At 46.7% G+C, this 23096-nt stretch carries 20 protein-coding genes; 13 read left to right on the top strand and 7 right to left on the bottom strand.

Annotation, left to right across the window (positions count from 1 at the left end; translation table 11 throughout):
* Positions 1-18: 18 nt before the first annotated feature.
* The 7 genes from panC to sfsA form a co-directional block, all read right to left on the bottom strand.
* Entirely contained in the window at positions 19-900 is an 882-nt protein-coding gene (panC, locus tag FKQ60_RS08380; RefSeq protein WP_004394237.1) for a pantoate--beta-alanine ligase, read from the bottom strand.
* 11 nt (positions 901-911) lie between these two features.
* Positions 912-1706, bottom strand: coding sequence for a 3-methyl-2-oxobutanoate hydroxymethyltransferase (gene panB, locus FKQ60_RS08375; RefSeq protein WP_170906296.1), 795 nt, complete (start codon positions 1704-1706; stop codon positions 912-914).
* 15 nt (positions 1707-1721) lie between these two features.
* Positions 1722-2213 carry a 2-amino-4-hydroxy-6-hydroxymethyldihydropteridine diphosphokinase gene (gene folK / locus FKQ60_RS08370; RefSeq protein WP_004394235.1) on the bottom strand — a complete coding sequence of 164 codons (492 nt, stop codon included), beginning with the start codon at positions 2211-2213 and terminating at the stop codon, positions 1722-1724.
* A complete protein-coding gene (gene pcnB / locus FKQ60_RS08365; protein ID WP_115152524.1) occupies positions 2210-3580 on the bottom strand; it encodes a polynucleotide adenylyltransferase PcnB in 1371 nt (456 codons plus the stop codon). Before pcnB ends, folK begins: the two co-directional genes overlap by 4 nt.
* Positions 3581-3690: 110 nt before the next feature.
* Entirely contained in the window at positions 3691-4560 is an 870-nt protein-coding gene (gene gluQRS / locus FKQ60_RS08360; RefSeq protein ID WP_170906295.1) for a tRNA glutamyl-Q(34) synthetase GluQRS, read from the bottom strand.
* Positions 4561-4717: 157 nt separating this feature from the next.
* A complete protein-coding gene (dksA, locus tag FKQ60_RS08355; protein ID WP_072671411.1) occupies positions 4718-5164 on the bottom strand; it encodes an RNA polymerase-binding protein DksA in 447 nt (148 codons plus the stop codon).
* Positions 5165-5297: 133 nt separating this feature from the next.
* On the bottom strand, positions 5298-6044 hold the full coding sequence (gene sfsA, locus FKQ60_RS08350) for a DNA/RNA nuclease SfsA (protein ID WP_154170180.1): 747 nt from the start codon (positions 6042-6044) through the stop codon (positions 5298-5300).
* Between the two features lie 229 nt (positions 6045-6273).
* Here sfsA and hrpB point away from each other — a divergent pair, with 229 nt between their 5' ends.
* The 13 genes from hrpB to FKQ60_RS08285 all read left to right on the top strand — a co-directional run bounded on the left by hrpB (position 6274) and on the right by FKQ60_RS08285 (position 23035).
* A complete protein-coding gene (gene hrpB / locus FKQ60_RS08345; protein WP_170906294.1) occupies positions 6274-8736 on the top strand; it encodes an ATP-dependent helicase HrpB in 2463 nt (820 codons plus the stop codon).
* Positions 8737-8834: 98 nt separating this feature from the next.
* A complete protein-coding gene (gene mrcB / locus FKQ60_RS08340) occupies positions 8835-11114 on the top strand; it encodes a penicillin-binding protein 1B (RefSeq protein WP_237665968.1) in 2280 nt (759 codons plus the stop codon).
* Between the two features lie 97 nt (positions 11115-11211).
* A complete protein-coding gene (locus FKQ60_RS08335; RefSeq protein ID WP_306687573.1) occupies positions 11212-13479 on the top strand; it encodes a patatin-like phospholipase family protein in 2268 nt (755 codons plus the stop codon).
* A 230-nt stretch (positions 13480-13709) separates the two neighbouring features.
* Positions 13710-16307 carry a bifunctional aconitate hydratase 2/2-methylisocitrate dehydratase gene (gene acnB / locus FKQ60_RS08330; RefSeq protein ID WP_170906293.1) on the top strand — a complete coding sequence of 866 codons (2598 nt, stop codon included), beginning with the start codon at positions 13710-13712 and terminating at the stop codon, positions 16305-16307.
* A gap of 233 nt (positions 16308-16540) precedes the next feature.
* Positions 16541-17167, top strand: coding sequence for a PepSY-associated TM helix domain-containing protein (locus FKQ60_RS08325; RefSeq protein ID WP_154170188.1), 627 nt, complete (start codon positions 16541-16543; stop codon positions 17165-17167).
* A 64-nt stretch (positions 17168-17231) separates the two neighbouring features.
* Positions 17232-17744, top strand: a complete 513-nt coding sequence (locus FKQ60_RS08320) for a DUF2271 domain-containing protein (protein ID WP_154170190.1) — start codon at positions 17232-17234, stop codon at positions 17742-17744.
* Positions 17745-17825: 81 nt separating this feature from the next.
* Entirely contained in the window at positions 17826-18647 is an 822-nt protein-coding gene (locus FKQ60_RS08315; RefSeq protein ID WP_170906313.1) for a DUF4198 domain-containing protein, read from the top strand.
* 10 nt (positions 18648-18657) lie between these two features.
* A complete protein-coding gene (locus tag FKQ60_RS08310; RefSeq protein WP_040903804.1) occupies positions 18658-18960 on the top strand; it encodes a hypothetical protein in 303 nt (100 codons plus the stop codon).
* On the top strand, positions 18944-19543 hold the full coding sequence (locus FKQ60_RS08305; protein WP_154170194.1) for a hypothetical protein: 600 nt from the start codon (positions 18944-18946) through the stop codon (positions 19541-19543). The genes FKQ60_RS08310 and FKQ60_RS08305 overlap by 17 nt, the downstream gene beginning before the upstream one ends.
* Before the next feature lie 16 nt (positions 19544-19559).
* Entirely contained in the window at positions 19560-20492 is a 933-nt protein-coding gene (locus FKQ60_RS08300) for a zinc ABC transporter substrate-binding protein (protein WP_238925733.1), read from the top strand.
* Entirely contained in the window at positions 20492-21259 is a 768-nt protein-coding gene (locus tag FKQ60_RS08295) for a metal ABC transporter ATP-binding protein (RefSeq protein WP_154170739.1), read from the top strand. The genes FKQ60_RS08300 and FKQ60_RS08295 overlap by 1 nt, the downstream gene beginning before the upstream one ends.
* The gene (locus tag FKQ60_RS08290; RefSeq protein ID WP_170906292.1) at positions 21259-22137 is read left to right on the top strand and encodes a metal ABC transporter permease; all 879 of its coding nucleotides are present in this window, start codon (positions 21259-21261) and stop codon (positions 22135-22137) included. The genes FKQ60_RS08295 and FKQ60_RS08290 overlap by 1 nt, the downstream gene beginning before the upstream one ends.
* Before the next feature lie 4 nt (positions 22138-22141).
* Positions 22142-23035, top strand: coding sequence for a zinc ABC transporter substrate-binding protein (locus tag FKQ60_RS08285; RefSeq protein ID WP_170906291.1), 894 nt, complete (start codon positions 22142-22144; stop codon positions 23033-23035).
* The last annotated feature ends 61 nt before the right edge of the window (positions 23036-23096 follow it).

Here is a 23096-nt window from a genome sequence, read left to right as displayed (position 1 = left end):
TATACCGAGGGCCAAGGGTTATTCTTCTTCACTGCTACTTTTGGTATCAGCGTTAAGATCAACCACTTGGTTATCAATCAGCCGGACTTTACCTAAAAAAGCCGCCATTAAAATGACCGCTTGTTTACTCTCTGCGCTGATCGGTAATAGGGTTTGCGCATCGCGAATAAACAGATTATCAGGCTCAATATCCGCTGCTCGTAATTGATCAATCGCATCTTCAATGATCGAAGGATAATCATCTCGACCACCACGGATGGTGCTGCTTATCCAACGCATCGTGCGGGCGAGTACGGGAGCTCGTTGACGTTCATCAATGGTTAATAAATTATTACGCGAACTCATCGCTAAACCATCCATTTCACGTACGGTAGCGACACCGACGATCTCAATGTCTAGACATAAGTCTTGAACCATTTGTCGAATAACGGCTAACTGCTGATAATCTTTTTCGCCAAAACAGGCGATGTTAGGCTGAACGATATTAAACAGCTTATTAACGACCGTTGCCACACCACGAAAGTGACCTGGACGGGACGCTCCTTCCAGCATCTGAGAAAGCCCTGGGACTTCAACAAAGGTTTGTTTATCAAGTCCATTGGGGTAGATCGTCTCGGCAGTCGGAGTAAAGACCAACTCAACGCCTTCACTATTCAACTTACTAAGATCGTCATCTAAAGTGCGTGGGTAGTTATTAAGATCGTCGGCGCGTTCGAACTGCATTGGGTTGACAAAAATGCTAACCACGACAACATCAGCCAATTCACGGGCTTTACGAACTAAGGTCAAATGACCTTCGTGTAAATTGCCCATGGTTGGCACAAAAGCCACTTGGCGACCATCACGCTTATACTGTTTTATCTGCTCGCGAAGAGCTGAAATATCAGCAAAAGTCTGCATGGATTACTCCTTTAGGCAATAGTATGTGCATCATCAGGAAACGCGCCGCTTAACACATCAGCCATATATTTGGCGACCGCTTGGCGCATATCTCCTGTCTCTGCGAGGAAATTTTTGGAAAATTTTGGCATATAATTGGCCGAGATACCGAACATGTCGTGCATCACTAAGATCTGTCCATCCGTGCTATTACCAGCACCAATGCCAATCACCGGAACATCAAGTAACTCGGTGATTCTTTTTGCCAATGCTGCGGGTACACACTCTAATACAATCAGTTGTGCCCCTGCGTCTTGTAAGGCGATCGCATCTTTCACCATACGATCGGCTTTGTCTTGCTCTCGACCTTGTACTTTATAACCACCAAAAATATTGACTGATTGAGGGGTAAGCCCTAAATGAGCGCAGACTGGAACAGCGCGTTCAGTGAGCATTTTGACCGTCTCAACCAACCAGTCGCCGCCTTCAATCTTGACCATGTTGGCTCCAGCACGCATCAGCTGAGCGGCGTTCTCACACGCTTGCTCAGGTGTAGCGTAACTCATGAAGGGCATGTCTGCCATCAGTAGGCAATTTGGACTCCCGGCTCTCACACAGCGCGTATGATAAGCAATATCGGCAATAGTCACTGGCAGCGTATCATTTTGCCCTTGCAGTACCATACCTAGAGAGTCACCGACCAGTAACACGGGCATTTCTTGGCTTTCAAACAATTGAGCAAAGCTCGCATCGTAGGCGGTAACCGTTGGAAATTTACGGCCTTGCTGTTTCCAGTTCATCAGGTCGTTAATGGTTATTTTTTTCATAGGATGTCCTTATACTCAGGTTGGCGAGTGCCAAATACTAAGTCCATTACGATCAACCTCGGAGAGTAGATCGCTCAGCTTAGTTCCATCAGGGAGAGATAAATCAGGGGCTATCTCATCTAGGGGGTAAAGTACGAATTCACGCACTTTCATACCATAGTGAGGTACCGTTAAGCGTGGTGAATCGATGATCTCATCGCCATAGAGAAGGATATCTAAATCGAGCGTTCTTGGCCCCCAACGTTCAGCTTTACGCTCACGTCCTTGCTCTTGTTCGATTGCTTGAGTGCAATCTAGCAGAGCTAATGGACTGAGCTGAGTATCAATTACGACAACAGCATTGATGTATTCTGGCTGATCTTGGGGCCCCATTGGTGTACTACTGTACAGCGATGAGGCGGCAATAAACTGTGATTGCGGTAACTGTTTGAGTGCCTCAATCGCTTGTTTTGCTTGTAATATGGGCTCCGCTAAATTACTGCCTACCGCAATATAAGCGATGGTCATAGCGCTGTTTTTCCCTTAGGTTTGCGCTTACGAGTGGACGGTTTACGTCGACGAGTGCTGGGGCCATCACTATCCGCACTGTCTAAGTCATTGACCATAGCTTGGCGCATATTACGACCAGCATTTTGGAATGTTTGCCACCATTTCGCGAGTTTTTGCACGTCGCCGCCTTCAATCTCACCACGCATTTCAAGGAAATCAAAGCCAGCGCGGAACTTATTGAGCTCTAATAAGCGGAAGGCGCGTTTGCCGTTACGACGAGGTAAACGCAACTGCATTTGCCAAATTTCTCGAATGGTCGTGGTATGGCGACGCGGAATTGCAATCGATTTAACGACTTGGTCGAGAATATCGTTGCTTGCTTCCATCACCGCATCGTAAAAATTAAGCGCTTTGGATGCCATTAATTGTTCAGCGATCGTGACCATTGGATACCAAAGAAATGCGGCAAACATAAAGGCCGGATTGATGCGTTTACCTTCTTCGATACGTAAATCAGTAGAGTCAAGCACCAAATCAAGCATCTGCTCAGTTTGTGATGAGTAATCTTCAGTAAAGTATTCAGCAACCTGCGGGAATAACTGTTGGAACAGGTTGTACTCACGCATCAAATGATAGGTCTCTAAACCATGACCACTTTGCAGCATTTTCAGCGATTCTTCGTACAAGCGTGCCGAAGGGATTTCTTTTAATAGTGGAGCCAGCGTTTCAATCGGGGCGGCGGTATCTTCTTCGATATCAAAATCCAATTTAACGGCGAAACGAATCGCGCGCAGCATGCGCACCGGATCTTCACGATAGCGAGTTTGTGGATCGCCGATTAAGCGGATCAACTTATCATCGAGATCTTCAATACCACCAGCATAATCATGAATACTATAGTCAGCAATGTTGTAGTACATCGCATTGACCGTGAAATCACGGCGTTCAGCATCTTCATCGATGGTGCCATACACGTTATCGCGCAACAGCATGCCCGCTTCTGACTGCGCTGCGATGTGTTGATTGATCTCTTGATGATGACCACGGAAAGTAGCGACTTCAATCACGTCACGACCAAACATGATGTGTGCTAAACGAAAGCGGCGGCCGATCAGGCGACAATTACGAAATAGCTGACGGATCTGCTCTGGGGTCGCATTGGTGGCAATATCAAAATCTTTTGGAGTATGGTTGAGCAATAAATCACGCACACCTCCTCCAACTAAATAAGCATCGAATCCGGCACCGTGTAAGCGGTACAAGACTTTTAAAGCATTTTCGCTAATCAACTGCCGAGAGATATTATGCTCTTGGCGAGTGATTACGTTGAGCGCAAGCTCTGGGTATACGCGAGGTTCGCGTGTTTCTAATTCATTATTATTCATGTGCATCTGACAATGATTGGTGTTGGCTATTCAAGCGTTGTGGTGCACCTGTTGTGGCTTAAATGGGCCGAATTGCGGCTAATAATAGCGTAGATAGCGCCGTTTGAGAATCACGGTGTGATCTTTGTCGCTTCAGGGAGCTGCGCGACTTGCCAATGTTGACTCCCCCAATGAATGATTTCGTCGAGCTGAGCATCGATAACATCGTCCGGTATCGCAAAGCCTAAAAACTGCATCGCGCGAATCAACGTCGGTTTGGGATGATCAATATCAATCGCTGGGGCGTGATTTTGTTTAGAGAGTTTATTCCCGTTACCATCCATCGCCAATGGTAAATGTAAGTAGCGAATCGGCTTTTGTTGTAAAGTGTGATACAGGCTAATTTGTCGCCCGGTTGGCTCAATCAAATCGGCACCACGGACCACTTCAGTGACGCCTTGTGCGATATCATCAATGACCACGGCGAGATTATAAGCAAATAAGCCATCACGACGTTTGATGATAAAATCTTCTTCTGCTAATGGCTTAGGAATGGTGAGGTTACCTTGTTTTATATCGGTAAATTGATAAGTTGGGTGGTCCATGCGTAGACGAATCGCACAAGGCTGATGTGGATTGAGGGATACCCCTCGGCAAGTGCCAGTATAAAATCCACCGCTTTGCTTGATCTGTTGGCGAGTGCATTGGCAGCGATAAGCTTGCCCTGACTTAAGCCAAGCATCGATTTGGTCTTGATAGAGAGTGTGCCGCTGGCTTTGATAAACCACTTCACCATCCCATGTTAAGCCATAGGCTTCCAGTGTTTGTAAGATCGATTGTGCCGCGCCGGGCATTTCTCGTGGCGGGTCGAGATCTTCTATGCGCACCAGCCATTTCCCTTGCTGACTTTTGGCTTGAAAATAACTGCCCAACGCGGCAATCAGCGAACCAAAATGCAGTGGACCAGAAGGTGAGGGAGCAAAGCGACCGATGTAATTCATAGTGATAACAGTTAAATGTAGTAAAAAATACAGTCCGTTGAGTCGGAAATAGCTGCGGCAGAGTAACCGCGCTAGCTTGCAATAGTAAGCAAATCACCGCCAATAAAAAAGGAGCATGGTGCTCCTTTTTTATCATCAATCAGCGTTGCGACTGTGGTTAGCCCATCATCTGCTTTTCTTTGATTTCTGCCAGTGTCTTACAATCGATACACAAGTCTGCCGTTGGACGAGCTTCTAAACGGCGAATACCGATTTCAACACCGCAAGATTCACAGAAGCCGAAATCGTCTTCTTTGATCTTATCGAGCGTCTTTTCAATTTTTTTGATCAAGCGACGTTCACGATCACGGTTACGCAGTTCTAGGCTGAATTCTTCTTCCTGAGACGCGCGATCCACGGGATCGGGAAAGTTTGCTGCTTCATCCTGCATATGGTGAACGGTGCGACTGACTTCTTCCCTAAGCTGGTTACGCCAAGCTTCTAAAATTTTAGTAAAATGAGCGATCTGATCCGGCGACATATACTCTTCACCGGGTTTGGTCTGATACGGCTCAACACCTGCAATGGCTAGGGTGCCTAGCGTTTTCTTTTTGGATTCTGGCATACAGCATCTCCTACTAACACCTAGTCAACTGCGAGAGCAGTTAATTTGAGGCGGGTATCTATAGCAAAAAGAAGGGGCCGAGGCAAATACTCAATCGTAAACTTATCGTCAATGTGAAGGTGTCATCATTTTTTTACTGTGAAGGCACAAACTCGATTGGCGATACTAATTGGATTTCTCGTGGTGAAAGTTGCGCTTTATAGCACAGTACTTCGACACCGGCTTCTTGAGCCATGGTTAACAATTGTGAATAGTTCGCGTCAATATGGTGAGCGATAGAGACTTTTTCAATCCCTGAATGCAAAACAGTGAATAAAAGTACTGCTCTACTCCCATTTTTGGCCATTTCGGTCAGTTCACGTAAGTGTTTTTGTCCTCGTAAGGTTACCGCGTCTGGGAAATAACCTTGACCGACAGATGGCTTTCCTACGTGATGATTGAGAGAAGGATCATCAAGTAAGGTGACACTTTTCACTTCTACATAACAGTTTGGTAAATCTGGACCACTAAGCAAGAGATCAATTCGGCTATTTTCTTGGCCATATTTTACTTCGCTCTGTCGCTGAGGGTAGCCTTGTAGCTCCTTAATCGTCCCGTTTTCAATCGCTTCCAATGCCAATTGATTGGCTCGTAAGGTATTCACCACAATCTGTTGAGAGGAGAGGGTTTCGGTGAGTTCCCAACTGTGTGGATATTTACGCTTAGGATTGTCGGAGGTGGAATACCATACTCGACTGCCGGGTTGAGCACAGCCGGTCATTGCCCCTGTGTTGGCGCAGTGGATAGTCATGATTGAGCCATCGTTTAATTGGACATCGGCTAAAAAACGTTTGTAGCGTTTGATTAAGATGGCGCTGTGTAGCTCAGGGATAAATTGCATCCGATAACCAGTTTGATAAGGGAAAGGCTTATTTTATACGTTAAAAACAATCTAAAGGCACGTTGAGTGATTCGGATTGACCATCAATCATACTTATCGCGTCTGGCTTTTTACTGTTTGTAAAAGGTTTACTTTCGAGACACAACATAATGTACTGAAAGTAAGTTAGTTGGGTTTCACTACTGTTTTTATGTACAATACTGCGTTGCTTTTTGAGAAGGACGCTATTTTGTCAGCTTTACCTATCGATGCGGTTATTCCTGAATTACTTCGTGCTATCCAACAGCAAAATCAAGTGATCCTTAAAGCGCCTCCTGGGGCAGGAAAATCGACCCGTTTTCCGTTACAACTTTTGCAGGCTAATCTGATCGACGGCAAGATCATTATGCTGGAGCCGCGCAGACTGGCCGCGCGTAATATTGCCTATTATTTAGCACAGCAATTGGGTGAGTCGGTTGGCCAAACGGTGGGTTATCGAGTGCGTGGTGAGAGTCAGGTTAGTGCACAGACTCGCTTAGAAGTCGTCACTGAAGGGATCATGACGCGGATGATTCAGCACGATCCAGAGTTAAGTGGTGTCGATTTAGTGATCTTTGATGAATTTCACGAACGCAGTCTCCACGCGGATACCGCCTTAGCGTTCAGTTTGGAAGTGCAAATGGCATTGCGTGATGACTTGAAAATTGTTGTTATGTCAGCAACTTTAGACAGCTCTGCATTACAAACGCTATTGCCTCGCGCTGGTTACCTTGAATCACAAGGACGCAGTTATCCCGTCACTGTTGACTATCGTCCGCTATCGGCCAATCAAACTTGGCAGGCGGTGATGGAGCAGCAGATCCGTGGCTTACTCACCCAGCACAGCGGATCGTTACTGGCATTTTTACCCAGTGCGGCCAGTATTGCTCAGTTACAACAGCGGCTCAGCGACTTGCCTAGCGAGATTAGCGTGCATGGCTTATTTGGTCAGATGCCTTTTGATCAGCAACAACAAGCGCTGCTTCCTGCCAAGAGTGGTCAACGTAAAGTGGTATTAGCGACCAATATTGCCGAGACCTCATTAACCATTGAGGGCATTCGCTTAGTGGTTGATTCAGGGCTTGAGCGGCGAGCTCGTTTTGATTTGAAAACGGGTATTACTCGCCTAGAACAGGTCAGAATTAGTCAGTCTTCGGCTCAGCAAAGAGCCGGGCGTGCGGGGCGTTTAGAGCCTGGTTTATGCGTGCGACTGTACAGTGAAGCGCAGTTGAAGCAGCAGCCATCCACACCACCACCAGAAATTTTACACAGTGATTTAGCCTCGCTGGCTTTAGAACTTGCCCAATGGGGATCGCAGTCAGCCAGTGATTTATTATGGTTGGATGTGCCTCCTCCATCGGCGCTTGAGCAAGCTCAAGCGTTGTTGGCTGATTTACAATTACTGGATACGCGGGGGCAACTGACTAGCGCGGGAAAACAAGCCCATCAATTAGGTGTTGAGCCTAGACTAGCAGCCATGCTCATTTGGGCGGCAACTCAAAGCCCCGCTTATTTATCGACGGCTGTGGCATTAACGGCCTTATTGGAGGAGCCTGAACGGCAAGTATTGGATATTCAGCACAGTCTGCATCGTTGGCAGCAGCGGTTACACCGCCAATCTTCCCGATTGGATCAGCGAGCGAGCTCATTAGCGAGTCTATTAAGCACTCGTTTTTGTCTTTCAGATGTGGATGAACGATTGCTGGCCAGTGTTGCCTATTTTGCGTTTCCTGATCGTTTAGCCCAGCAACGGGGGCGTCATGGGCAATATGTTTTAGCTAATGGTCATGGTGCCTTTACCTTTGATGATCATCCTCTTGCCAGTAGTCAATATTTGCTTGCGCTGGATTTGTTGCGTGGCCAGCAGCAAGCAAGTCAAATTTTTACGGCTCTGCAGGTTGATATTCAATCATTAGTTACCGATCACTGTGAGCGTCTTATCGAGCAGGAGTGGGTTGATTGGGATGATAAATCCCAGCGCTTTGTTGCGGAAAAGCAACAGCGATTCGGTAAGTTACTGATTGCTCGGCAAGTGCTTCCTGCCCCTGAATCTGAAAAAATCACCGAGGCTTTACTTAATTTTGTCCAGCGCCAAGGGCTTTCGGTATTACATTGGGATAGTGCTAGCCAAGAATGGCTTGCGCGGGTGCGCTGCGCTTGCCAATGGCTGCCGGAAGAGGCATGGCCTGATATGAGCGATGAAGGGTTATTGAATCATCTGGCAGATTGGTTAGCGCCTTATCTCATCGGTATTCGTTCTGGAAAGGCTTTGCAGCAAGTACCGATTATTGAAGCTCTGAATGCCTATTTAGCTTGGCCATTGAATCAGCAATTAGACGAATGGTTACCCACTCATCATCTTTTGCCAACGGGTACACGAAAAAAAATTCGTTATCAAGTTGGGTATGATCCGGTGTTGTCGGTGAGAATGCAGGAAGTCTTTGGTGAAAAAAGCTCGCCGTTGATAGCGAAAGGACGGATAGCCGTGGTAATGGAGTTGTTATCCCCCGCACAACGCCCCCTGCAGATCACCCGTGATTTAGCCAGTTTTTGGCAGGGCGCTTACCGCGATGTACAAAAAGAGATGAAAGGGCGATACCCAAAACATATTTGGCCGGATGATCCGGCTAACCACAGTGCGACGACAAAAACGAAACGACATCTAAACTCATGACCAATAAAAAAACTCCGCTTAAACGGCCAGCTTCGAAAAAAGTCGAGCCTACCAATAAAGCATCGAAAAAAACGGCTGCCAAAAGCCATTCTTCTTCAATGGCTCAACGGGCAACCTCTCCTTGGTGGCGACGATTGTGGGGTGTCGCTTGGAAGTGTGCACTCGCTTTATTAGCCGTGTTACTGTTTGCTGGGCTGTATCTAGATAGTGTGGTCAAACAGCGCTTTGAAGGCCAATTGTTTGATTTGCCTACCGTGATGTATGCCCGAGTATTGACTCTGCAACCGGGCGATAGCATTACCTTAGCCGAGGTGCGTAATGAATTGGATATCTTAAATTATCGCAAAGTGAGTCAACCTCGTTTGGCTGGTGAGTATTCGTCTTCGGCGACGCGTATTGAGTTAATTCGTCGTCCCTTTGAATTCGCTGATGGACCAGAGGCGGATCGGCACGTGATGCTGACGTTTGATCAAAACGGTTTACAACAGATCCAATCTTTAGAAGCGCGCCAAGGTCAGCTCGGTTTTTTTCGTTTAGATCCGAAAATGCTCGGCATGTTAGAACGTAATGCGTTAGAGCAACGTTTATTCCTACGTCGTGAGCAGTTTCCCGAAGTGATGGTTGATGCCTTGCTTGCCACGGAGGATCGCTATTTTTATCAACATGACGGTATCTCTCCGTGGTCGATTGCACGTGCGATGCTTGCCAACCTTAAAGCGGGAAGAACGGTGCAGGGCGGCAGCACCTTAACTCAGCAGCTAGCGAAAAATATCTTTTTATCCAGTGACCGCACCTTATGGCGAAAAGTTCGTGAAGCTTATTTAGCGCTGATCATTGATTATCGCTACAGCAAAGACCGGATCCTTGAAGCTTACCTTAACGAAGTGTACCTTGGACAAAATGGTCGCGAAGCGATTCATGGTTTTGGATTAGCGTCGCGGTTGTATTTTGGTCAGCCTCTGCAAGAGTTACGCATTGATCAACTGGCTTTATTGGTCGGTATGGTTAAAGGGCCGTCTTTTTATCATCCAGTACGTTTTCCTGAGCGTGCGCGTGAGCGACGTGATCTGGTACTGAAATTAATGATGGATCAAAACATTCTCACCGCTCAACAATATCAACAAGCGATAGCCAGGCCATTGGATGTGCAGCCACAACCAAGAATCGCCAGTCGGCAACCCGCTTATTTCCAGCAAGTTTCGATTGAATTAAGATCGCAATTGGCAGAACGTTTTCAAGCGGATCAAGGGTTGCGAGTGTTTACTTCGCTTGATCCGGTATCGCAAGCCAAGCTGGAGCAAGCGATTGCCGAGCAAGTACCAGTATTAGCCAAGCAAGCAGGTAATGAATTAGAGGCTGCGGCGATTGCTGTCGATCGGACCAGTGGTGAAATTCGTGCCATGGTCGGAGGTAAGCGCACGGGTTATGATGGTTTTAACCGCGCCCTCAATGCCAGTCGTCCGATTGGCTCATTAGTCAAACCAGCCGTGTACTTAACCGCGCTCGCGCAGCCTGAACGTTATCATTTGGCTACCACTTTAATTGATAAGCCAATCAGCCTAAAAGGCAGTGAGGGCAGTGTTTGGACACCGCGCAATTTTGATCGTCAATACCGAGGTGATGTGCCTTTATATCAAGCGTTAGCCAAATCATTCAATGTGCCGACGGTGCAACTTGGTATGGCATTAGGCATTGATAACGTCTCAAAAACCTTGCAGCAATTGGGTGTCGATGGCCAAGAGATTCGTCCTGTACCAGCCATGTTACTAGGGGCATTTTCACTCACACCTTATCAGGTGGCGCAAATGTATCAAACCGTGACCAATTCCGGTAGAAAAGCGCCACTCTCTGCGCTACGTTCAGTGGTTGATTTACAAGGCAATGTGCTTTATCAATCGATCCCTAAGGTCTCGCAAGTCGTCGATGAACAAGCCGCATGGCTGACCACTTACGCCATGAAACAAGGCGTTCAGCAAGGTACGGGGCGATACCTCACGAATCAGTTTGCTTGGGCGGCATTAGCTGGAAAAACGGGCACCAGTAGTGATCGGCGTGATAGCTGGTTTGTCGGTGTTGATGGCCGTGAAGTGACCACCATTTGGCTTGGACGCGATGATAACCAACCGACACAATTAACCGGAGCGAGTGGTGCACTGCGCGTCTATGCCGAATATTTACGTCAGCGCACGCCCGAAGTCTTATCATTGCCGTGGCCAAATGGGATTACGATGATGGGCTTTAAACCTACCGCCTCTGGCGCCTTACAAGTTGATTGCGGCAGTGAATTTACCTTGCCAGTTTGGGATCGAACCGGTGAAATGAAGAAACAGTGTGAGAACCGCCCCCAAGAGTGGTTAAAAAATCTCTTTCGGTGGTAATCTATAATCTCGCTTATTTATAGTGGCTTGATTTTTAAGGATGAGAGGACAAGGTGTGAAGTGTTTTCAGCTTAGTGTGATGGTTATTTTTACCACAATGTTCCCTTGGTTTGTATCAGCAGAACATACGGAACATGTCGTTGTCACTCGCGATGATATCAACCACCCTCGTCCGATCATTGCGCTTGTTTTAGCGGGTGGCGGTGCGAAAGGCGCGGCCCATATGGGAGTGCTTAAGGCGCTCGAAGAGATGAAAATACCGGTCGATATTGTGCTTGGTACCAGCATGGGAGCCTATGTCGCGGGGCTTTATGCGACGGGCATGGATGCGGAAGAAATTGAAAGTGTCATTTATAGCGTTAACTGGCAATCGGGTTATCGTGATCGGGTCAGTCGTAGCCAGCGTCGAGTGCGTGATAAAGAGTACGAAGACCGTTATCAATTAACCACCGATTTGGGTTTTGGTTGGGATGGAGTTCGTGCTCCGCGCGGCGTGGTACAAGGGCAAAGTATGCTGCGTATTTTGCGTAAAACCTCAGGTAACCTTGCTAAGTTAGACTCGTTTGATGATTTGGTGATCCCGTATCGTGCGGTAGCGACCGATATTATTGAAATGCAACCCGTAGTATTAGATAAAGGCTACTTAGTCGATGCGATGATGGCCAGTATGTCAGTGCCTGGTGCCTTGCCGCCTTATGATATTGACGGCCGTTGGTTAGTCGATGGCGGGGTAACCAATAATATGCCGGTCGATATTGCCAAGCAAATGGGGGCTGATGTAGTGATTGCGGTCGATATAAGCTCCGATTATAAACAGCAAGACTCATTCAGCAGCTTTTTAAGTGCCGCCAATCAGTTGTCCAATTACCTTGTGCGCCGCACGACTGAGCGTCAAGTCTCTCATCTCAGTGAGCAGGATATCTTACTCAGACCAAATGTTGGGCTGATGGAAACCACCGATTTTTATAAAATGCCCGATGCTTTTATTGAAGGCTATCAGACCGCGCTAGAGCATCAGCCGCAATTACAAGTGCTTGCTTTGAGTAGTGCTCAATATCAAAACTATATTGATGGCAAAGCGGAGCGCCGGCGACAGTTGCACTATGGCGATATGCTAACGGTCGACGATATCGCGATTCGTAACCACTCTCATTATAGTGACTTACTGTTAAAAAATAGGTTGAACCTAGCGCAAAATACGACGTTAAGTACCGAAGAGATAGAAGCCAGCGTTGATCGACTCTATGCCTTAGACCGATTTAAATTGGTTCGTTACCAATATGAACAAGTTGAGCAAGAAAATCATTTGCTGATCGATGTCTACGAAAAAGGCTGGGGTCCTAATTATTTAAATTTTCGCTTTTTTTTAGAAGATGATTTTAGTACCACCAGTCAATATTCGTTAGGCGCGTCTTTGAATTTTACCGATTTGGGTTCACATGGTGCCGAATTAGCGTTGAATATGGACTTAGGGACGGATAAGCAACTAGAAGCCGAGCTCTATTCACCGCTGTTCTCCAGTCAAAAGACCTTTGCGTCGTTTACTGCGCGTTATCGGGATGATAATCGCCAAATTCCGTTCGATGATTTATTTGAAAATACCGGACTGTCCGCGACACGCAATTATATTCCCATCACTTACCGGACCTTGACTGGAGAGGCGGCGCTTGGCTATCAACAAACCTTATGGCGTCAGTTAAGAGTAGGCGCGCGTTATGTTGATGGACAAGTACAGCCATCAACGGTGCCAGATTATGGCAATGGCACGTTTACTCGCCAAGGCGTATTTATCAACTATCGAATTGATTCACTGGATAATTTTAGTTTACCCCGTGAAGGTAACTACATCGATCTTGAATATTTTATTTCGCATGATGATGTCAATGATTTAGTCGAACAAGCCAATAGTAGTTCTGATACGGTATACGATATTTCCGCTAAGTTGATGTCGGCAAAAAGTGTTGGGCGGCACACGTTAGTCGCTAATTTAGATTATGGAGAAGTGAGGAGTAAAAACTCCATTACTCCGGTCGAACCTAAAACCATCGGTGGTTTTTTAAATTTATCGGGTATTCCGCGTAAAAGCTTATTGGGACAGAACAAAATATTCACCAGTTTAGTCTATCGCTACCGTTGGTTTGATAATGATTTTGGTTTATTTAATGCGCCATTTTATTTAGGGGCGTCAATTGAGTATGGCGGCGTATGGTCGGATCCTGATTTGAAAATTGATACGGCGCCTAAGTATGTTGCCGGTTCGATTTTTGCGGGTATCGACTCGCCGATTGGCCCAGTGATGTTCGGTTATGGACGAACCGAGCAAAATTACGATTCATTTTATCTTATTATTGGCACGACATTTTAAGTGCAGCTTGGTAGCGAGTAAGTTTCATCTTAACTTGCTATGTTGGTCAACATGATGAGATTTTAATTTATCGTTAATTTTGCTATTCTATTGTCCACAGTTTGGCCTCTAGGGCGCGGTTTCTCAATCATATTTGAATGAAAACATCAGCAATGGAGAGCCAAGTTTCCAAGGATGTTCACTCACCTTTTAATAACAACTGGGGTGAACCGCAATGAGAGGAAAAAGTCGTGCTTGAAGCCTACCGTAAACACGTCGCAGAGCGTGCCGCTGAAGGAGTGGTCCCTAAACCTTTAGACGCTGAACAAGTTTCTGGACTTGTTGAATTATTGAAAAATCCCCCACAGGGTGAAGAAGACTTCATCCTTGATTTACTTGAAAATCGTATTCCTCCTGGTGTTGATGAAGCCGCTTATGTTAAAGCTGGTTTCTTAACCGCGATCACTAAAGGTGAGGTTTCGTCTCCTCTCGTTAGTCGGGAAAAAGCCGCGCAACTGCTTGGCACCATGCAAGGTGGTTATAATATTGAACCTCTGGTTTCTTTATTAGACGATACCACGCTTGCCCCGATTGCGGTTAAGGCGCTATCACACACGCTATTAATGTTTGATGCTTTTTATGACGTTGAAGAAAAAGCGCAAAAAGGCAATACCTTTGCTCAGCAAGTGATGCAAGCTTGGGCGGATGCCGATTGGTTCTTATCTAAACCCGCTTTAGCAGAAAAGATCACCTTAACGGTCTTTAAAGTCACGGGTGAAACCAACACTGATGATTTATCCCCCGCGCCAGATGCGTGGTCTCGTCCTGATATTCCTGTTCATGCGTTAGCGATGCTGAAAAATGAGCGCGAAGGTATTCATCCGGATCAACCTGGCAGTATCGGACCAATTGGCCAGATCGAAGCTCTCAAACAAAAAGGCCATCAACTGGTCTATGTGGGCGATGTTGTCGGGACAGGCTCTTCTCGTAAGTCGGCGACTAACTCCGTACTTTGGTTTATGGGTGATGACATTCCTTTTGTTCCCAATAAACGTGCTGGCGGTTATGTCCTAGGCGGTAAAATTGCACCTATTTTCTTAAATACGATGGAAGATGCAGGGGCTTTACCGATAGAAGTGGATGTCTCCAAACTGCATATGGGTGACGTGATTGACGTGTATCCGTATGAAGGCAAAGTCTGCAATCATCAAACGGGTGAAGTACTCGCTACGTTTAAATTAAAAACGGACGTTTTGATTGATGAAGTACGTGCTGGTGGCCGTATTCCATTGATTATCGGCCGAGGATTAACCGATAAAGCACGTGAATCACTGGGGTTAGAGCCGTCAACGGTGTTTCGTCGTCCAGTGCCTGTGGCTGAAAGCAAAAAAGGTTTCACTCTGGCACAAAAAATGGTCGGCAAAGCGTGTGGCGTAAAAGGGGTGCGACCGGGAACGTATTGCGAACCGAGAATGACGACGGTTGGCTCGCAAGATACTACTGGACCGATGACTCGTGATGAGCTGAAAGATTTGGCTTGTTTGGGCTTTTCTGCCGATTTAGTGATGCAGTCTTTTTGTCACACTTCCGCTTACCCGAAACCGGTCGATGTTAATACGCACCATACCCTGCCTGATTTTATTATGAATCGTGGCGGCGTTTCATTGCGTCCGGGAGATGGTGTTATTCACTCTTGGTTGAACCGTATGCTACTGCCAGATACGGTCGGAACGGGGGGAGACTCTCATACTCGTTTCCCATTGGGTATTTCTTTCCCTGCTGGCTCAGGTTTAGTGGCGTTTGCGGCGGCAACGGGTGTCATGCCATTGGATATGCCAGAATCGATTTTGGTTCGTTTTAAAGGTCAGATGCAGCCTGGGATCACTTTACGTGATCTGGTTCATGCCATCCCTTATTTCGGTATCAAGCAAGGTCTGCTCACGGTAGAGAAAACCGGTAAAATCAACGAGTTTTCAGGTCGGGTGTTAGAAATTGAAGGGGTTGAACATTTAACCGTTGAGCAAGCTTTCGAACTGTCTGATGCTTCTGCTGAGCGCTCTGCTGCCGGTTGTACGGTCAAGCTATCGCAAGCGTCGATTGCCGAGTACCTGAATTCAAACATCACCATGCTTAAGTGGATGATTGCTGAAGGGTATGGCGATCACCGGACGATTGAGCGCCGCATTAAAGCGATGGAAGAGTGGTTAGCGAATCCAGAGCTGATGGAAGCCGATAAAGATGCAGAATATGCTCATGTGATAGAGATTGATTTAGCCGATATCAAAGAGCCGATTCTATGTGCGCCTAACGATCCTGATGATGCTCGTTTATTGTCTGATTGTGCAGGAACTAAAATCGACGAAGTCTTCATTGGTTCTTGTATGACCAATATTGGCCACTTCAGAGCGGCAGGTAAACTGCTAGAAAAATACAATGGTCAGCTCGATACTCGTTTATGGATAGCGCCACCGACTAAGATGGATCGCGACCAATTAACCGAAGAGGGCTACTACGGTATCTTTGGCCGTGCTGGGGTACGGATTGAAACTCCGGGATGCTCTTTGTGTATGGGTAACCAAGCGCGAGTGGCTGATAAATCAACCGTCATGTCGACGTCAACGCGTAACTTCCCGAACCGTTTGGGAACTGGAGCGAATGTGTACCTGGCTTCAGCGGAGCTATCAGCGGTTGGGGCGATATTGGGCCGTATTCCGACCATGACCGAGTATTTGGATTACGCGAAGCAGATTGATGCCACGGCCGCCGATACCTATCGCTATTTGAACTTCCATCTGATGCCTCATTACACCAAGAAGGCAGATACAGTGATTGTTCAGCAAGCCGTATAATAGATATACCCAAACGCTAAATCTTATCGTTTAGCCGTCTTTTGACCAATCAAGAGCCACCGTACCGGTGGCTCTTTTTTATTGCTGCTGGAGACTAAACCTAGTTTTTGCTTTCTTGGTAGCCGATTTTTCCGTTGTTTTCATCGTTCTGTATGTAAATAATGTAAATTGAATAAAAATGAGACTGGTTATCATGTAGCTTTCTGGGAGTTTTATTCGTTAATAGACCAGCCATGTTTTATAAGCACCGTACTTTTCAGCTTTGGGCTCGCCGTTTACACATTTATGTCTCTATGGCGGTATTAGGGCTAATGCTGTTTTTTGCTGTCACAGGGATAACCCTTAATCGGCCGGAGCTATTTGTAGCCAGTCAGGCGAAGACATCCGAATGGCGAGTCACTATTCCTCAGCATTTATTGTTTGTTGAAAGCAAAGTTGCGATTAATGAACCGGAATTACGCCAATTTCTTGCTCAGCATACGCCGATCCGTGGCCAGATGTCGCGACTCGATATCTATCTAGATTCAGACAATGGTGTCTTACAAGAAGGTGAAGCGAGTGCGAGCTTTACCGCTCCCGGCTACAGTGCCGCGTTGTTTATCGATTTGGTCTCTAGAGAAGCGGAGCTCGATATCAGTGATTATGGCTGGGTAGCTAAATTCAATGATCTCCATAAAGGGCGTCATAGTGGTGAGTGGTGGAAGTGGGTGATTGACGTTTCATCTCTGTTGATGCTGGTGTTTATCTTATCAGGCCTTGCCCTATTACTGCCAAAGAAAAGCACACTGCGTTATGCCATACGTTGGTGCAGTTTTGGCACTTTGATCACGTTTGTTATTTATTGGCTGGCAGTGCCGTAAAGCTTGTCTATGCGCCCAGCTATTTTAGGTTGGTTATGATTACTATTTTTGTGGACGACAGAGCATGAAGAAACAGCGAGGACGGGTTTACGCTTGGTTATTGGGACTCAGTGTACTGAGCGTTAATGTATTCGCCGCGCCTTTGGGTAAGCTGGATATTGAGTTTGAACTGCCAAAGCTGGACGTTGGAATGTACGCCAGACCTTATGTTGCGATTTGGATAGAAGACGCTCAAGGTCAGCCAGTGCGTACGGTTGCCTTATGGCAGAAAGAAGATACTTGGCTTAAAGATATTCGTCGCTGGTGGCGACAAGTGGGTCGTTACGATCGGGCATTGATCGATGCGGTGACATCCGCGACTCGTCCGGCGGGACAATACCGTTTGCAATGGGATGGTTTAGATGACCAAGGTCAGCCATTAGCGCAAGGGGACTACCTGTTTTATGCCGAAGTAGTCCGTGAACACGGTGGCCGAGACGTAGTACGACAAGCAATGACGTTGCATGCTCAGCCTGAGCAGTATCAACTCGATGCTACTTATGAAACGGGCGTGATCAGGCTACGTTATCAACCTTAATGATCGCCATTTAATCCAAGGATAGTCGTTAATAGTATGACGGCTCTTCAACTAAGAGCACTACATAGGAATGAATAAATGATGTTGTATCGCGTATTTTCTACGGCTTTATTAGCGCTTGCGGCCTTAGCGTCAGCGGCTGCGGTCGCCCATCCTCGTTGGGTATTACCGAGTGAGTTTACGGTCTCTTCACAAGAGGGTGATTGGATCACCACTGACGCCAGCGCGTCACACGGAACTTTTGTCTTCGATAAGCCGTTAGGATTGGATTCTGGCGTAGTGATCACGCCAAGTGGTCAGCGCGAGCGCTTTGCTTTCGTGGCTAAGCATAAGCGTAAGTCGAGCTTCGATTTCTTTTTCTCAGAGCCAGGAACCCATAAAATCAGCCTTACCGGTCAGCCATTTTATATGACCACCTACACCATTGGTGCTCGTCAAACGCCACGACGTATTGCTGCCAATGCCGCAGAGCGTGATGCGGTGTTGCCTGAAGGGGCACAGAATGTGCAAAGTGTTTTGGTGTTTAACCGTACTGAAGCTTATGTGACGGTGAATCAACCGTCTAGACAAGTTTTTGAATTAGAAAAGAAATTCTTAGAATTGGTTCCTGTGACTCATCCAGCAGACATTATTGAAGGTGAAGCGGCCGTTTTGCAGTTTTTCTTTAATGGACAACCCCAAGCTGGTGTAGAAGCAGAAATTCGTCAAGATGGTACTTTGTACCGTAATCAACAAGAAGCGGTGATTTTGACTAGCGATAAGGATGGCAAAATTCAATTCACGCCACATCAAGCGGGTCGCTATTTACTAATTGCCGGTTTTAGCGGCCCTTTAGATGATAATCCACTTGCTGAACAAGCGCGTTCTTCCATCCATTTAACTTTTGAAGCGGTTTTAAAATAAGAGGTATGCAATGAAGTGGCAACAGTGGCTTGTGTTAACGAGTGGTTTATTGAGTGGCTTGAGTTGGGCTCATTTTCCAGTCATGGAGTGCCAAAAACAGGCTGATCACATCTTGTGCCAAGCGGGATACAGCGACAGTAGTCCGGCGATCAATGAAACGGTACGTATGTTTGATTATGACGATGTACTGATTGAAATTGGAAAAACCGATCAACGTTCTGAGGTGACGTTTACTATCCCAAACGGTGACTATTATATTGTGTTTGATCCCGGCCATGAAGCGCCTGTTGAGATTGATGGCGTTGAACTTTAACTCTCACTCTCACTCGTCAACGCCCTCGACGGTGCGCGTTCAGGTCAAGGCGGATAAGGGCAGTCAAGAGACATGGTGGGTGCTAGGCAGCATGCTGTTGATCCTACTGGTCTCGGCACTGTTGTTGCGTGGTATGCAGGTGGATAATACGCCTCAGACCTCGCCGCTCTCTTTTGAGCTGCATGCTACGGATCTTAATGAAAAACAAAAAAGTCTGTTGATTGAACTGAGTCTTGCTGAGCAAGAGCTGCGTTTCTTTCACCATCTAGAGCATCAGTGGCCTTCGGTGCAATGGCTGGCAGAAGAGGGTATTGCGCCTTTTGTGCGTGATAGTAGCTGGCATTATTTGGGTGAACATCAATGGCAGCAGGTTGCTCAAGGCTATTTAGGATTGGCGCAAGACCCTAGTCAAGTTGGACATGTTTTGATCTGGTATCCAGAAGGCCCTGATGCTGACGCGCAAGTCTGGTTTTTTACTCAGCCGATTGTGGGAGAGTTATCAGACTGGTTAGCACTTACTGATTCATCATGGATTCAAGCTGGGTGGAAGCGTTGGCCGCTGTCTGCCTCACTATCGCATTAATAAGAGAAAAATCGTTATGTTATCAAGCCAGATTAGAGCCGTCTTTCATAGAACGCTGTTAACGATCTCCTTACTGTTTGCCAGTCACGCGGTTGCGGGAGCTGATAAATTGACTATCGGTATCACGCTACACCCTTACTACAGTTATGTTGCCACGATTGTCCAAGATAGAGCGACCATTTTGCCACTGGTTGATGCAGGCTTTAATCCACACAATTATCAACCGCAACCGGGGGATTTACTGCGTTTACAGCAGATGGATGTTTTGGTGGTCAATGGCATCGGTCATGATGATTATGCGATGAAAGTGCTTGCTGCCGCTCAGCGTTCCGATCTTCAGGTTATTTATGCTAATCAACAGGTGCCATTACTCGCAGCAATGGGCGCGAGTGTTGGCGATGGTGCCAAAAATCCCCATACTTTTGTGGGTATCGCAACCTCGATTCAAAAGGTCTATACCATTGCTCAGGCTTTAGCTCAGCTTGATCCTGATAATGGTCAATTTTATCTCGCCAATGCGCGGCAATTTGCGCGCCAGATGCGTCAAATGAAGCAGGCGGCGATGCAACAATTGATCGATGCCAATGTTCAAGCTTTAAAAGTGGCAACTACTCATAACGCCTATAACTATTTACTGCAAGAATTTGGGATTGAAGTCAGTGCGGTGATTGAACCAGCCCACGGGGTTGAGCCGAGTGCCAGCCAGCTACAAGATACGATCAATAAAATTCGCCAGTCTGGAATTAATGTCCTGTTTTACGAATTAGAGATGCCGAATCGCTTTGTCGATACCATTGAGCGCGAAACTGGCGTCAAGTTATACCGGTTTTCACACATGACTCATGGCCCTTTTACGGCCGATAAAGTGATCAAAGAGATGCAAGACAACACACAAACGTTAGTGCAAGCCATTCATTATGCTAATCAGATGAGCGAGCAAGCTCAATGATGCTGGGACCGGCAATTCATCTTAGCCAACTGAGTTTAGGTTACGCCAATCAACAGGTTTTAATGCCGTTTGATCATGCGTTTGCCGCTGGCCAATGCCATATCATTATGGGGCCAAATGGCGGAGGGAAAACCTCTTTACTGCGTTCAATTATGGGCTTAACCCCTTTTCAGGGCAGTATTGCTCTTGAGTGGCCGCTGGGCGCTAAGCAGCAAATGGGGTATGTGCCTCAAAAAGCCTTATTTGAATCAAGTTTACCGATCAGTGTGATGGATTTTATGCTGCTCAATATCAGCCGGTTACCGCTGTTTTTACAAGCGCTGTCACCTTACAAGCGAACGAATCGCGAGCGGGTTTTGAACAGTCTACAGCGGGTTGGTATGGCGAGTCGTGCTCATTTACGTCTGGGTCAATTATCAGGCGGTGAATTGCAACGGGTGATGTTTGCTCAGGCGCTACTCGATAAGCCAGAGCTGCTGATTTTGGATGAACCGACAACCGGGATGGATGAGCAAGGCGTACAGTACTTAGAGCAACTGATTGCGGATTTAGTGGCCGAAGGTGTGACGGTATTAGCAGTTCATCATGATATTGGCGCGGTACGGCGCATCTTGCAAACTACACCTGGCCAAGTCCATGTCATCAATCGTCAATTGGTCGCCTCGGGACCGGTCGCACAAGTCTTGCACCCTGATAATATTGAGCGACTTTTTGAGCACTACAGTCAGCATGGGCATTTGGCGTCCAAACAAGAGCGAGCGGCTTAATGGAAACATTACAACAATGGCTGATCACCGCGGTTGAACGTGGTTGGTTAGCAGAAAGCTTTGCCTACGCTTTTATGCTCAATGCGTTAATTGCTGCGGTAATTTTAGGTCCTTTGCTCGGTGGGTTGGGAACTTTAGTGATAGCGAAACGCTTGGCATTTTTCTCCGAAGCGGTGGGCCATGCAGCGATTACGGGAATTGCTATCGGTATTTTATTAGGTGAAAGTCCCGAATCGCCGATGATTGGTTTGTTCAGCTTCTGCTTAATTTTTGCCTTACTGCTGCATTATGTGCGCAATCGCACCCAAGTACCTTACGATACTTTAGTGGGAGTGTTTCTCTCCGCGGCCTTGGCATTGGGCGCAGCGCTACTGATGTACGTAGCGCGTAAAATCAATATTCATTTATTAGAAAACGTGTTGTTTGGATCGATTTTAACCGTCACTCGGCAAGATATTATGTTGCTGGTTCTGGTGTGTAGCTTGATCATGTTAGTACTGCTGCTCAGTTATAACCGTATCTTACTGGCTTGTTTAAGCCCAGATATCGCGAAAGTCCGCGGCTATCTGGTCAACGGTTATGACTATCTATTTGTCATCATGATAACCCTAGTGACGATAGTTTCGGTCAAAGTCATTGGCGCAATTTTAGTTGGTGCATTGCTGTTGATTCCTGGGGCGACGGCGCGTCTATTAACTCGTAATAATGCCAGCTTTGTGATGTTATCGGCTTGCTTAGCGACCTTAGCTTGCATTGGTGGAACCATTTTACCGGTTGTTTATCAATGGCCTTTACCTTCTGGGGCGGCGATTATTTTACTCTCAACCCTGTTTTTCATCAGCGCCACTTTATGGCGAGTATTAAGACCGAATGGATAACGTTATGTACCCTCACTGCCGAACCATCATGACTAAATTGTGGTTGCTATTGTGTAGTTCATTGCTGCTGGTGTCTCTATCAGCACAAGCTCAAGACCGAGTATTAACCTCTTTGCCGGTTACTTATTGGTTAACCAAGCAGCTGGTTGATCAGACGCCAATAGAGGTTGTCTATCTGCCATCGCCTCGTTTTAGTTTACAGCGTCACCAAAGCTGGTTTGATAGCGAGCAGCAAAAAGTGGCCAAGTACGCCAGAGAAGCGACAGCAGTCGTGACTATCCGCTCCATTTGGCCGCAAGACCCGATTTATCCTCAGGTGCGTCAATACAATATTCATCTGGTGCCCATTGATGCTGCGCAAGCCTTAACGCCAAGAGCGCCAGCGGTTTCATCATTACGAGATGGACAAGGACAGATCTCGCCGTATGTGTGGCTCAATCCACTCAATTTAACCACCATGCTGAATAATATTAGCCTCGATTTACAGCAAATATTTAGCTCGCAACAAGCGGCTATTCAAGCGAATCAGCAGCACGTGGCGCGTGAACTACAGCAGCAGCTTTTTGCCAATCAAGCTCGATTGTTTAATCATGAGGTCGAAAGTGTGGTGTTGTTGGATGAAGCACTGCTCGATTTTGCTGCGGGCTACAGTTTATCAATCCAAGGGCAGCAATTTAAGCCGGAGCTGGAGTGGAATACGCAAGATCAACAACAGTTAAAACAATGGTTGCAAACGTCATCCGATGTTTGGGTATTGACGACTCGTCCGCCGAGCCCTGCGTTAAAGGCCTTATTGGGAGAGTTTTCACGCTATATTGTGATCGATCCGTTAAGCCGTTTAGGGCAAGGATTTGATGTTGAACATCCCTGGCAGCGCTGGCAAATTGATTTAGATTAACTCGTATGAAGGCTATCGGCTGTTGTGCTTGTATTTGAGTTAATAATAAATAGAATAATAA

Source organism: Vibrio sp. A11 (assembly GCF_013048705.1).
Taxonomy (GTDB): Bacteria; Pseudomonadota; Gammaproteobacteria; order Enterobacterales; family Vibrionaceae; genus Vibrio; species Vibrio metschnikovii.
Note: the sequence above shows the minus strand (reverse complement) of the source record. Positions and strands in the feature narration are given on the sequence as shown.